Origin of the sequence: Pontibacillus chungwhensis BH030062 (assembly GCF_000770675.1) — a bacterium.
GTDB lineage: Bacteria > Bacillota > Bacilli > Bacillales > BH030062 > Pontibacillus > Pontibacillus chungwhensis.
Genome location: NZ_AVBG01000012.1, coordinates 89279 through 102165 on the forward strand (window position 1 = coordinate 89279; position 12887 = coordinate 102165).

Consider the following 12887-nt stretch of genomic DNA (forward strand, 5'->3'; position numbering starts at 1 on the left):
TTTAGGAGGACTGATTACGAATGGGAGATATCTTTGATCTTATCTTTAGCAACATAGGAATTTTGCTACCGATTATTTTCGGTGTTTTTGCCTTCCTCACTAATTTAGGTAAGGATGAGCAAAAGGAGCAAAAAAAGAAACCTGTGCAAAATAAGACCCCTCAAAGGGAAACGAATCCATCTTCACCTGAACCTTCTGCAGATCGAGAAAAGGTGAAAGATTTAAAGACATACGCAGAAGAGCAAAGAGAGCGTTATAGGAGCCTTAAACGTGAACAGAAGGATAAAGGGTCAGAAGTGAAATCTCAAGACGAGAAAGCCTTTAAAGGTGAAATCGGAGGAGAACATGACGCGATACCAGATCAACCAACTCAACCAAGCTATCAAAGAGATGAAAAAGTACCTTACCGGAAAGAAAGCAAGCCAAAACCTTCTGTAAAGGTAAGTGGTTTGCAAAACGTATCAAAAAAGAAGCTTGCTGAAAGTGTTGTTATGGCTGAAGTGTTAGGGAAACCTCGTTCAATGAATCCTTACCGATCCCATTTAAAAAAATAAGCCTGATTGAAAGCACGAAATGTAGTGATACATTTCGTGCTTTTTTCATAGATATGTATGTGAGAGGGGGCACACTCGGATGAAAAAATGGCAACAACGTATAGGGAATTGGCTATCGCAACAACTTGATTTACCAACTGATGTCATCCTCGAACTACCCAGAATAACAACCATCGGACAAATACATGCATATGTGGAAAATCATAAGGGATTAATCTCTTTCTCTGATGAGGAGCTACGCCTTAAATTGAAGCAAGGGCAGTTGTTAATCAAGGGGAAAGGGTTTGTGCTTCGCATGATGCTCCCTGAGGAGATCTTGCTCGAGGGAACCATTCATGAAGTGACCTTTATAGATCAAACGGCTAACGGTTAGGAGGTACGTATGAAAATTACGCAAGGGGTTTTCTTCACAGGGTACACGACGCTTAGGATTGAAGGGAAATTTCCGGAATTCTTTCTCAACCGTTGTGTTGAGAATGGAATTTCAGTTTGGAATGTGAAAAAGATAGACGAGTTGACATGTGAAGCCAATGTGCGTTTGGAAGATGTAGCAGCCCTCAAGAAGCTCAGGAGTCAAATGGATTACAAAATCCGTTTCAAAAAGAGGCATGGCCTTCCTTTCTTAATTCGTTCTCTTCTTAAAAGAAGGTCTCTTGTAGCGGGTTTTGTACTTGGAATGATTGCGATCTTTCTTCTTTCGAACATGGTGTGGGGCATAAAGATCGAAGGAGTTACGCCAGAGGTAGAGTATAAAATTAAAGAGAATTTAGAAGACTATGGAATTAAACGAGGGGCGTGGAAATTTACGATTGAAACCCCTGGTCAAATGCAGCAAAAACTTTTAGCTGATGTACCTGAACTTTTGTGGGTCGGTGTCACTGAAAAGGGTACAACCTACCACTTAGAAGGGGTAGAGAAAACGATTGTTACAGAACCAGAGGAAGGTGGTCCTCAAAGTCTTTATGCCCGTAAAAAAGGAATTATTGTAGATATGTACGTTGAAAAGGGGGAACCTGCAGTCGAACTAAATGATTATGTAGAGTCTGGGGACCTGCTCGTTTCAGGAGCAATTGGGCGGGAAGAAGAACCGACACTTGTCCACGCTGAAGGGGAAGTCATTGCAGAGACATGGTACAAAAGCGAAGTCGTTGTCCCTCTTGATGTGCAATATGAAGTAATTACTGGTGAAAAAGAAACCCAGTATGGTGTACAGCTGGGAGGCTTAAGAGTGCCCCTTTGGGGATTCAAAGAACCTGAGTTTAAGCGCATGCATGAAGAGGAATACAATAAACCATTCTATTTATTTAAATGGGAGTTACCAATTGGTTTCTCTTCTAAAGAGATTTCTGAAGCAGAGTTGTATAAAGAATCTCGCACAGATGAAGAAGCTCTGCAAATAGGGGTGAAACAAGCTGAGATGGAATTGAAACAAAAGCTCCCACAAAATTCCAAGATTATCGCCCAAAAAGTTTTGCACCGTCAGAAAGAGAATGGTAAAGTAAAATTAATCCTATATTTTAAAGTTCATGAAGATATTTCTAAACCTCAACCTATCACTCAAGGAGACTGAAGCATGCAGGAAGATTTACGTACAATCGACATTCAATTAGATAATCCGAATGAAGCGTTAGCCTTATTTGGGACAGGCGATCGTAATTTGAAACAAATGGAATCTCAATTAAGTGTATCCATTGTTACGAGAGGCGAACATGTAAGTGTGTCAGGAAACAAAGAACATGTCATGTTAGTAGAACAAGTGTTTCATGCGTTGCTTAAAATCATTCGTAGAGGTTTAACGATCTCTGAACGTGATGTGATCTATGCCATCGACTTGGCTAAGAAAAATGAACTCCAACAGTTTGAAACGTTATTTGAAGATGAGATCATTCGAAACGCAAAAGGGAAGCCTGTTCGAGTCAAAACACTTGGTCAACGAAATTACGTTTCTGGAATGAAAACTCATGATTTAGTGTTTGGAATAGGGCCTGCAGGAACCGGTAAAACCTATCTTGCTGTCGTTATGGCTGTACAGGCATTAAAGAATAATGAAGTCAAACGTATTATATTAACAAGACCAGCCGTTGAGGCCGGAGAAAGTCTAGGCTTCTTACCTGGAGATCTTAAAGAAAAGGTAGACCCTTACCTAAGACCTTTATATGACGCTCTCCATGACTTGTTTGGAACAGAGCATACAGCTCGATTAATGGAGCGTGGAACGATTGAAATTGCTCCTCTGGCTTATATGCGAGGTCGAACATTGGATGATGCCTTTGTAATTTTAGACGAAGCTCAGAACACAACACCAGAGCAAATGAAAATGTTTATTACAAGGCTTGGTTTTGGATCGAAAATGGTTATTACTGGAGATATTACCCAGGTAGATTTACCAAAAGGTGTTACTTCAGGGCTAAAAGCTTCAGAAAAGAAGCTATCTGGTATTAGAGGGATAGCCTTTTCTTACTTAGAACAATCAGATATCGTCCGTCACCCGCTTGTTCAACGAGTTATTGATGCATATGAGGATGAAAAGTAAGTAGAAAGACCCTTTTTTAAGGGTCTTCTTTCTATGTATAAGATAATGGAGGGGAATTCGGTGAGAAACTGGTGGAATCAGTTCATCAAGGGGAATGTATTTCAAAATGTGTGGATCACCATTGGAGCATCTATGACCATCCTAGCGCTGGTCATTTTTTTACTTGCTTTTTCAAATGTTCAAACAAAAACCTATGATGTAGATAGACTGGATACGGCTAAAGATACGATCCTCTCTCCGATTAGTGTAGAAGATAAAGATAAAACGCAGGAAAAACGAGATGAAGCTATGGAATCTGTCGATGACGTGTACACCATCAGAAATTTCATCACGAATACCCGTATTAACTACATGGAAGAAATTTTTAATGCAGTTGAAGTGATTGATAAACAAGAGGCATCAGAGGAACAAAAAGTAGATGCCACTGACTCCGATAAGGAAAAGAGTAAAGTCGAAAAACTTCAATCTATGCTATCTGAAGATATTACAAAACAAGTTAACCCGAAAGTTCTTGAGCGCTTGTTGGATGCACCAGCTGAACAACGAAATGTGGCGGAGGAAATGCTCTCTAATGCGCTTAAAGAGGCGCTGCACTCCGGTGTACGAGAAGAGGATGTTGGCTCAACTATTGAAAAGGTAAAGAATGAGTTACAATATGAGAGTTTTGATCCTGACCTAGAAGAGGCTGTGCAATCGTTAATTGAATTTTTGATTGTTCGTAATTCATTTATCGATGAAGATAAAAAAATTCAAGCTCAAAACGAAGCAGCTAATGATGTCGACCCTGTTATGATAAGGCAAGGACAAGTCTTGGTTTTTCAAGGGGAAACGATTTCTAATGATATATACGAGCGGTTAAAATTAGTTGGATTATTAGATGGGAAAAGCAATTGGTATCCATATTCAGGTCTTATTTTAATCATCATTCTTTCTTTGGGAGTCCTCCTTTATGAACTGAAAAGGATGAGCAAGACTGATGGATTAGATAATGGTAAGGTGTTAGCAATCCTTTTTATTAGTATCTTAGTCTTTCTTATGATGAAACTTGGGAGTGTTTTCCAAACTTCTATTGATGATTTATATTATGTTGTACCAGTTGCTGCAGGGGCGATGCTATTAACGCTTCTCATCCATGAAAGGATGGCTATATTTTTAAGTATAGTTTATGCGATTTTTGGCACGATCTTTTTTAATGAACAGATCCCCGGAACGTTAAATGTTGAAGCAGGCATATACTTTATGTTCTCACAACTAGCAGCGATTATATTTCTTCATAATGTAAAAGATAAAACATCTATACTTAAAGCGGGTTTTGGAGTTACGGTGGTGAATATTGTCGTTGTGATCGTTTTTGTATTGCTGTCGTATGAGCCTATTTCACTTTCTGGTACAACGATAACGGTTGGATATGCAGTTCTATCCGCTTTTCTGTCTTCAGTTCTTACATTTGGATTAATGCCATTCTTTGAAGCGGGATTGGGCATGCTATCAGATACACTGTTGATTACTTTGTCTAATCCAAATCACCCTTTGCTTCGAAAAATACTGACGCAAACACCTGGGACGTATCATCATAGTGTAATGGTTGCAAACTTAAGTGAATCAGCTTGTGAGGCCATAGGTGCTAACGGCTTACTGGCTCGAGTTGGGGCTTATTATCATGATTTAGGCAAAACGAAAGAGCCCCAGTACTTTATTGAAAATCAAATGGGAATGAAGAATCCTCATGATCTGCTTGAACCTAAGGAAAGTGCGGAGATCATTATTGCTCATCCCTATATTGGGGCTGAAATGCTACGAAAACATAAGATGCCTGCAGAGATTATTGAAATTGCAGAACAACACCATGGTACAACCCTTTTAAAGTACTTCTACCACAAAGCTAAACAGGAAAACGAAAATGTCCAAGAAATGGACTATCGTTACCCAGGACCTACACCACAATCCAGTGAAGCTGCAATTGTGTGTATATGTGATTCAGTAGAAGCGGCCGTTCGCTCTCTTAAAACACCTTCACCAGAAGACATTGAAAACCTCGTTCATTCGATCATCATTGATCGTCTTTTGGATGGACAATTGTCGAATAGTCCTTTAACATTAAAAGACCTAGAACGTATACAAACAGCGATTTGTGAAACGTTACAAGGTATATTTCATTCAAGAATTCAATATCCAGAAACTAAAGCGGCCGTAAAGGAGGCATAAACATGTACATTGATTTTCACGATGAAACGAACTCTGTAGAAGAAGATTACATTGATTTAATTCAACGCATCTTAGATTTCGCCTCAAATCAGGAGAACATAACAGATGAAGCCGAGTTATCGGTATCTTTTGTTGATAACAATGAAATTCAAATCATTAACCGAAATTACCGTCAGAAGGACGAACCCACTGATGTGATCTCTTTCGCTATGCAAGAAGAAGGAGATGGGGAAATGAAGATCATGGGGGCTGAGATGCCACTTCTTCTTGGAGACATTGTCATTTCTGTTGACCGGGCAAAGGAACAAGCTGAAGAATACAACCATACTTATGAGCGTGAACTTGGCTTTTTAGCTCTTCATGGTTTCCTGCACTTGCTTGGATATGACCATATGAACGAAGAGGATGAAAAGAAAATGTTCTCACGCCAAGAGGAAATTTTACATGAGTTCGGGCTCAAACGAAACTAAGAAAAAGAAGTTGATTGGCTTTTCCTTTGCTTTTCAAGGTGTGTGGAAAGTTCTCAAGACCGAAAGAAATTTCAGGATTCATTTATCTGTATCGGCCATTGTTGTTCTGGCTGGTTTGCTTTTTGACTTAGCTGCCTGGGAATGGGTGGCGGTCACTACCATTATGGCAATGGTAATTATATTAGAAATGATTAATTCGGTAATTGAACGAATTATGGATTTCTTATCCCCGGAGCATCACCCCCTTGTAGGGGAAATTAAAGATATATCAGCTGGAGCGGTACTCGTTGCCGCACTAGCTTCTGTTATTATTGCGTGTATTATATTTCTTCCTAAACTATTCTAAGAAGACCTGGGAACTCTTTTTTCCAGGTCTTTTTTTATTTGGTGGAGGTCTTGAAGATTCTAAACTGAGAGAATGTTTCCGTAAGCGTTATTGGAGCGTAAGGTGATTCGGGAAATCACTCGCTTTCCGCGGCGAGCTGGGGAGCCTCCTCAATCGCTCCGCGATTTCCGCGGTCTCCCCTAGATTGAAAAGTGCAGGCGTGGTGCCTAGGACCGTACGGATAAGACAGCTTTTTGGAAAAGGCGTTCAGCCTTTGGAAAAAAGATGACTTATCACGCTAGGTCCTCCACGCCGGAACTAGACTGGCTCCTGCTGCCGCAGGAGTCTCGCAATTTCCCGAACCACCTTTGCTCTATATGGTGTAACGGAAACATGCGATATAGCAATATCTTCAGCCTTCACCCGCGGGGCCGTTCGCAAAATAATAGCCAGGGGTGTCTGGGGAACGGGGAGACTCCTGCGGGAGAAAGAGGTCGACGAGACCCCGCAGGGTGCTTTCCCCGAGGAGGCTCGACAGCTCGCCCGCGGAAAGCGAGTCGTTCCCCAGACACCCCAAGCACTCAACAAACGTAACGACCCGATCTACACTAAGAAAGAATAATGAAACGATAGCGTTATAGTGAATGCAAAAAAGGGGTGTGGGGGATCGAAATTTCGCATAATTTGTAGGGCGATGAATCCCTTTTGTTTTCTTGTAATTTCGTAACTGCTTTTGTCGATTGCATGAAATGAAGGTGAATTTGTAGTAAAATAGAAAAAAATCAAAGTTGATTTAAGGAATAATCATCAAAGCATGGAGGATACAACATGGAATCAGAGTTCAAATCAGGATTTATATCCATTATCGGACGACCTAACGTAGGAAAATCCACATTTATGAATCGAGTAATTGGTGAGAAGATTGCCATTATGAGTGACAAGGCACAAACGACCCGTAATAAGATCCAAGGCGTCTATACTCAAGACGATGCCCAATTGGTATTTATTGATACGCCAGGAATTCACAAACCAAAACATAAACTAGGAAGCTTCATGGTTAATGTAGCTGAACAAAGTATGAACGAAGTAGATCTTGTATTATTTATGGTTAATGCTAAAGAAGGCTTTGGGCGTGGAGATGAGTTTATTATTAATATGCTTCAGAAAGTAAAACAGCCTGTCTTTCTCATTGTAAATAAACTAGATCAAGTTCATCCAGATGAGTTAATTAAGATCATTGATGAGTATCGTACAAAATACGACTTTGCTGAGATTGTCCCCATTTCTGCATTAGAGGGAAACAATGTAGACAATTTACTCAAACTGATGGTTGAGCAGATGCCTGAGGGTCCACAGTTTTATCCGGAAGATATGATTACTGACCACCCTGAACGCTTTGTTATTAGTGAACTAATCCGTGAGAAAGCATTACATCTAACGCGTGAAGAAGTCCCCCATTCAATTGCGGTTGTGATTGAAGGTATAGAAGAACGTGAGAATGAAAAGTTGAATGTGCAAGCTTCCATCATTGTCGAACGCTCAAGTCAAAAAGGTATTATTATTGGAAAACAAGGCTCTATGTTGAAAGAAATTGGTCAAAGAGCTCGTAAAGATATTGAATCTTTACTTGGTACGAAAATTTATTTAGAACTCTTCGTAAAAGTTCAAAAGGACTGGCGTAATCGTGCTAATCAGCTACAAGAGTATGGATATCGTGAAGACGAATATTGATTTGGTAAATATTAAGGTACATGAGGGTCTCCGTTTACGGTCAATCTAAGATCAATCATACATTTTCTTAATCCAATAGAAAGGTGGGGTTTCTTGTGCGAGACTTTACTTGGAAGGTTTTTAGTCAAACAGGAAACATTGAAACCTATTTATTATTGAAGGAATTGGAAACGACTGATAGTCAAGGTTCAGAAGCTAGGGAACACAATGAAGACTATGCAGAATTTGATCGACAGTTGTAGAGAAAGAAGTTAGGTGAGTTGAATTGTTGGAAAAGGTAGAGGGGATTGTAATACGGACAGGTGATTACGGGGAAACGAATAAAATTGTCACCTTGTTCACGCGAGAAAAGGGTAAAATTGCAGTGATGGCTAGAGGTGCAAAAAAACCTAAAAGTCGTTTAACTGCCATCACCCAACCGTTCGTGTATGCATCTTTTCTTGTACAAATGGGCTCCAATATGGGAACTTTGCAACAAGGAGAGGTGCTGTATTCCTTACGTTCCATTAGAGAAGATATTGTTAAAACGGCATATGCTTCTTATATGGCAGAACTAACTGATAAGCTGCAGGAGCAAAACAAGCCAGATCCGTTTTTGTTTCAGCAGCTTTTACAAACATTTATTTGGATTACAGAAGATAAAGATCTAGATATTTTGCTCTTTATGTATGAGATGAAGATGTTTCGTAAAGGCGGCTTCGCACCTGAAGTTCACCGATGCGTGAATTGTGGGTCTGAAGAAGAGCCTTTTTCTTTTTCTGTGCAAGAAGGGGGGATCTTATGTATGAGATGCCGCCATTTAGATTCCCACTCCTACGGACTTGCGCCAAATCTTTTAAAGTTACTGCGTATTTGTCTAGAGGTCGATGTGACAAGAGTTGGGAACATATCCGTTAAACAAGAGAATAAGGACAGACTTAAACAAATGATATCCGAATATTATGATCGTTACGGTGGGTATTATCTGAAATCAAAGAAATTCTTAAATCAGCTGGACTGGTTGAAAGAGTAACGTAATGTTTGACATTTTAAGTACCGTTCAGTATTCTAGCTAAGCGCATAATGAATAATCATGAAGATCACTCGTCTTTATCCCTCAGTGTTAGAGGTATAGGGACGAGGTTTTTCACTTTTAAAGGGTTATGATTTCTTAAAACCTTTTGCTCTTCTTTAGGTTGTCCAAAAAGGACAGTTCTTCCCACTCGCTCTAAAATGAGATATAATATTTAAAATAGTATGACACATAGTAATAGGTGGTGAAAAGGTGGATTTAACACAGCGGCAAGAACACATTATTGAGATTGTGAAAGAAAACGGACCGATTACGGGTGAAAATATAGCAGAGCGCCTGAGTTTAACAAGAGCGACCTTACGTCCTGACTTAGCTATACTGACAATGGCGGGTTATTTAGATGCAAGACCAAGAGTTGGTTATTTTTATACCGGCAAGACGGGATCTGAGCTTCTTACCGAGAAATTAAAAAAGTTTAAAGTTCAGGAGTTTCAATCTATCCCTGTTGTCGTGCATGAGAATGTTTCCGTTTATGATGCGATATGCACCATGTTTTTAGAAGATGTCGGAACTCTCTTTGTGGTGAATGATCATGCTAAGTTAGTAGGCGTTTTATCTCGTAAAGATTTACTGCGCGCAAGTATAGGGAATCAGGATTTACGAGAGATTCCCGTTCATATTATAATGACAAGGATGCCTAATGTTACGATTTGTTATAAAGAGGATTTACTGTTAGAAGCAGGCCAAATGCTAATCGACAAGCAGATCGATGCACTACCAGTGGTGAAAAATGACGAGGACGGTTATGAAGTCATTGGACGACTAACAAAAACGAATTTAACCAAAGCATTGGTTGAACTAGGTCGTGATGAACGGATCTAAATGTGAGGAGGGGAAAGAATGGGCAAACCAATTGTATATGTTGTATCAGATTCAGTAGGAGAGACAGCTGAATTAGTTGTGAAAGCTTCTATAAGTCAATTTAATAATAGTAATTTTGAAATCCAACGCATTCCCTATATTGAAGATAAAGCTACTTTGAAAGAAGCTGTACTTCAAGCAAGAGATCACGAGGCAATGATTGGTTTCACACTAGTCATTCCTGAGTTCCGAGAATACTTATTGCAGGAAGCTAAAGAGAATGGTGTAACAGCAATTGATATAATAGGTCCTTTTATTGACCAAATTGAAAAACAATACGGAAAGAAGCCGCGTTTAGAACCTGGTTTAGTGCACAAGTTGGATGAAGATTATTTTAAACGTGTCGAAGCCATTGAATTTGCTGTGAAATATGACGATGGTAGAGACCCAAGAGGAATCTTAAAAGCAGATGTTGTTCTAATAGGCGTTTCGCGAACATCTAAGACTCCACTATCTCAGTACTTGGCACATAAGCGCTTGAAGGTAGCCAACGTTCCTATCGTTCCTGAAGTCGACCCACCTGAAGAGCTCTTTAAAGTAAACCCTTCGAAGTGTATTGGTTTAAAAATCAGCGCTGAGAAGTTAAATGATATACGAAAAGAGCGTTTGAAAGCTTTAGGATTGGATGACCAAGCGACTTATGCTAATATGGAACGCATCCATCATGAGTTAGAACACTTTAATTCTGTAGTTGATCGTATACAGTGTGATGTAATTAACGTTTCAAATAAAGCTGTAGAAGAGACTGCCAATACGATTCTTAATCGTATCCATTCTAAATCGTAAAACAAAACACAGGTTGAGCGCCTGTGTTTTCTCTTGCATTTATGACGTTTTAGTGTAAATATATCCGCTTATTAAATAAAAAAATCGTGGTAATTCAATCTTTGTTGTATTATAATTGTATTTTGTGAAAAAATGTTTCTATGGTTTGCGTAAGGAAATAGTGGGGAATGAATGCTATGTCCCGTAATTTGAGTAGAAGGAATGACTTTTCAGAAAGTTAAAACTTATATTCTTAGGGAAGGAATCCTGACAGGAATGTAGAATACATGACTATAGCCGGCATTCTTCTAGGAATTGTCGAAAGATCCCTATGTGGGAGTCTCTTAGTTCTAAAGTAACGTGGAGGTCATCATAATCTCGCCTTTTATATAGCGAATGGATAACTAAATGATTGTATGACCTTAGTATTAGTGGGGTTTTTATGCAAGACTTGAAAAATCTTGTCGAATATTGAAGGGATTTTATGCTCCTTCTAGAATAAAAAGTAAACATGGTGATTGTATGTCTAACCGCATTCCAGAAAATATCATCGAGGAGATTAGAAACTCCAACGACATTGTAGATGTTGTCGGTGAATACGTTCAACTTACAAAGAAAAGTCGGAATTACTTCGGCCTTTGTCCTTTTCATAATGAGAAAACTCCTTCTTTTTCCGTTTCTTCCGATAAGCAAATTTTTCATTGCTTTGGATGCGGAAAGGGTGGGAATGTTCTCACCTTTATTCGCGAGATCGAAGGCGTTTCCTTTCAGGAAGCGATCCGTATTCTTGCTGATAAAAGTGGCCATCATGTACCAGAACAGGATACTGGTGATGAAGATCAATCTGATCCAAAGCATCAAGAGAACCAAACACTCCTTGAGGCGCATGGCTGGTTAACTAAATTGTACCATCATTTGTTGCAACATACAAAAGAAGGTAAAGATGGATATGAGCATCTGAAAGAGAGAGGCCTATCTGATGAAGTGATTGATGCTTTTCAGTTAGGATTCGCTCCAAACTCTAAAGAATTTACAATGAAATTTTTAGAGAACAAAGGATTCCATCCTCAAACGATGGTTAAAGGAGGCTTGCTCTCATATCGAGAAGATGGTCATTACGGTGACCGTTTTAGAGGTAGAGTTATTTTTCCCATTCGAAACCATCAAGGAAAGACGGTTGCATTTAGTGGACGTAGCGTAAATGGTGGCGAGCCTAAATACTTAAATAGCCCAGAGACGGATTTATTCCAAAAAGGGAAGTTACTTTATAATTTCGATTTAGCTCGTTCAGAGATACGAAAACAAAACGAAGTCGTCTTATTTGAAGGACAAATGGATGTTATATCTGCTTACCAAGGTGGTATTAAACATGGAATAGCCACATTAGGTACAGCTATCTCGGAGCCACAAGCTAAGTTAATACGCAGGTACGTGGAACGGGTGGTTGTGTGCTATGATGCTGACAAAGCAGGCCAAGATGCATCTTATAAAGCTGCTAACCTACTGAAAAAAGTAGGGTGTGATGTACGAATAGCACAAATGAAAGAAGGATCAGATCCTGATGAATATATACGGTCACACGGAAGTGAAAGCTTTCGAAAACATGTACTAGATGCAGCTGTGACGTATATGGGATTTATGATAAACCACTTGAAACAAGGGTTTAATTTAAAAAATGAAGGAGATCGGATCCAATACATCGAACGTGTGTTAGATGAGGTCTCTAAAATCAGTAAACCACTAGAGAGGGATCATTATCTTAGAGAACTAGCGGGCGAATATGATCTTTCAATAGATGTTTTAGAACAAGAAATCATAAACCGCCGAAAAAAGCAAGGGCTTGATAAGGATAAGAATTCTGAGACTAGCTATACTAATAATTACAAAGAAACTTCTAGAAAGAAACAGAAATTGCTTCCAGCATTTCATAATGCTGAGCGGCAATTGATCTATTATATGATGCATGATGCTTCTGTGTCTTATAAGGTACAGGAACAATTGGGCGGAGCTTTTAATTTAAATGAGCATCAAGTCATTGTGACATATCTTTACGCTTACTACGAAGAAGGGTATGAAGCCAATCCTGGGCAGTTTATTGAACAATTACCAGATGCTTCACTACAAAGTTTAGTAAGTGAAATTGCTATGTTAAAGCTTCAACCTGACCTTAGTGATGCGGAAGTCAATGATTATATACGTGTCATCTCTAACAAGAGAAGCGAACAGGAAAGCATTTCATCGCTTGAACTGGAGCAGAAAGAAGCTGAACGCCAAAATGATCCAGTGAAAGCAGCGCAAATTGCAATGAGGATCATTGAGTTGAAGAAGCAGTTAAAATCTCAATAGTTTGGTATAGAAGGAAGTTTGGAAG

13 protein-coding genes are annotated in these 12887 nt (G+C 39.3%); all 13 read left to right on the plus strand.

Features of this window, described 5'->3' with window-relative positions; all coding sequences use genetic code 11:
* Positions 1–20: 20 nt before the first annotated feature.
* The 13 genes from N780_RS14745 to dnaG all read left to right on the plus strand — a co-directional run bounded on the left by N780_RS14745 (position 21) and on the right by dnaG (position 12862).
* Positions 21–554: a YqfB family membrane protein gene (locus N780_RS14745; protein WP_036785770.1), complete on the plus strand. Its 534-nt coding sequence runs from the start codon at positions 21–23 to the stop codon at positions 552–554.
* Positions 555–633: 79 nt separating this feature from the next.
* Entirely contained in the window at positions 634–927 is a 294-nt protein-coding gene (yqfC, locus tag N780_RS14750; protein ID WP_036785773.1) for a sporulation protein YqfC, read from the plus strand.
* A 9-nt stretch (positions 928–936) separates the two neighbouring features.
* Positions 937–2124, plus strand: coding sequence for a sporulation protein YqfD (yqfD, locus tag N780_RS14755; RefSeq protein WP_036785777.1), 1188 nt, complete (start codon positions 937–939; stop codon positions 2122–2124).
* Positions 2125–2127: 3 nt separating this feature from the next.
* Positions 2128–3087 carry a PhoH family protein gene (locus tag N780_RS14760; RefSeq protein ID WP_036785780.1) on the plus strand — a complete coding sequence of 320 codons (960 nt, stop codon included), beginning with the start codon at positions 2128–2130 and terminating at the stop codon, positions 3085–3087.
* 60 nt (positions 3088–3147) lie between these two features.
* The gene (locus N780_RS14765) at positions 3148–5292 is read left to right on the plus strand and encodes an HD family phosphohydrolase (protein ID WP_232299547.1); all 2145 of its coding nucleotides are present in this window, start codon (positions 3148–3150) and stop codon (positions 5290–5292) included.
* A 2-nt stretch (positions 5293–5294) separates the two neighbouring features.
* Positions 5295–5762, plus strand: a complete 468-nt coding sequence (gene ybeY, locus N780_RS14770) for an rRNA maturation RNase YbeY (protein WP_084599633.1) — start codon at positions 5295–5297, stop codon at positions 5760–5762.
* Positions 5737–6108 (plus strand): diacylglycerol kinase family protein, encoded by a 372-nt coding sequence (locus N780_RS14775; protein ID WP_036785786.1) that lies wholly within the window; start codon positions 5737–5739, stop codon positions 6106–6108. The genes ybeY and N780_RS14775 overlap by 26 nt, the downstream gene beginning before the upstream one ends.
* An 807-nt stretch (positions 6109–6915) precedes the next feature.
* Complete coding sequence (gene era / locus N780_RS14780; RefSeq protein WP_036785789.1) at positions 6916–7818, plus strand: GTPase Era; 903 nt, start codon at positions 6916–6918, stop codon at positions 7816–7818.
* 95 nt (positions 7819–7913) lie between these two features.
* Positions 7914–8060 carry a YqzL family protein gene (locus tag N780_RS19575; RefSeq protein WP_084599635.1) on the plus strand — a complete coding sequence of 49 codons (147 nt, stop codon included), beginning with the start codon at positions 7914–7916 and terminating at the stop codon, positions 8058–8060.
* 26 nt (positions 8061–8086) lie between these two features.
* Entirely contained in the window at positions 8087–8830 is a 744-nt protein-coding gene (gene recO / locus N780_RS14785; RefSeq protein WP_332307821.1) for a DNA repair protein RecO, read from the plus strand.
* Positions 8831–9082: 252 nt separating this feature from the next.
* A complete protein-coding gene (gene ccpN / locus N780_RS14790) occupies positions 9083–9712 on the plus strand; it encodes a transcriptional regulator CcpN (RefSeq protein ID WP_036785795.1) in 630 nt (209 codons plus the stop codon).
* A gap of 18 nt (positions 9713–9730) precedes the next feature.
* Complete coding sequence (locus N780_RS14795; RefSeq protein ID WP_036785797.1) at positions 9731–10537, plus strand: pyruvate, water dikinase regulatory protein; 807 nt, start codon at positions 9731–9733, stop codon at positions 10535–10537.
* Positions 10538–11038: 501 nt separating this feature from the next.
* Positions 11039–12862, plus strand: coding sequence for a DNA primase (gene dnaG, locus N780_RS14800; RefSeq protein WP_036785801.1), 1824 nt, complete (start codon positions 11039–11041; stop codon positions 12860–12862).
* The last annotated feature ends 25 nt before the right edge of the window (positions 12863–12887 follow it).

Excerpts from the sequence above, each read along its gene's own strand:
- N780_RS14745 (WP_036785770.1), top strand. The coding sequence starts at position 21 with ATGGGAGATATCTTTGATCTTATCTTTAGCAACATAGGAATTTTGCTA.
- yqfC (WP_036785773.1), top strand. The coding sequence starts at position 634 with ATGAAAAAATGGCAACAACGTATAGGGAATTGGCTATCGCAACAACTT.
- yqfD (WP_036785777.1), top strand. The coding sequence starts at position 937 with ATGAAAATTACGCAAGGGGTTTTCTTCACAGGGTACACGACGCTTAGG.
- N780_RS14760 (WP_036785780.1), top strand. The coding sequence starts at position 2,128 with ATGCAGGAAGATTTACGTACAATCGACATTCAATTAGATAATCCGAAT.
- ybeY (WP_084599633.1), top strand. The coding sequence starts at position 5,295 with ATGTACATTGATTTTCACGATGAAACGAACTCTGTAGAAGAAGATTAC.
- N780_RS14775 (WP_036785786.1), top strand. The coding sequence starts at position 5,737 with ATGAGTTCGGGCTCAAACGAAACTAAGAAAAAGAAGTTGATTGGCTTT.
- era (WP_036785789.1), top strand. The coding sequence starts at position 6,916 with ATGGAATCAGAGTTCAAATCAGGATTTATATCCATTATCGGACGACCT.
- N780_RS14795 (WP_036785797.1), top strand. The coding sequence starts at position 9,731 with ATGGGCAAACCAATTGTATATGTTGTATCAGATTCAGTAGGAGAGACA.
- dnaG (WP_036785801.1), top strand. The coding sequence starts at position 11,039 with ATGTCTAACCGCATTCCAGAAAATATCATCGAGGAGATTAGAAACTCC.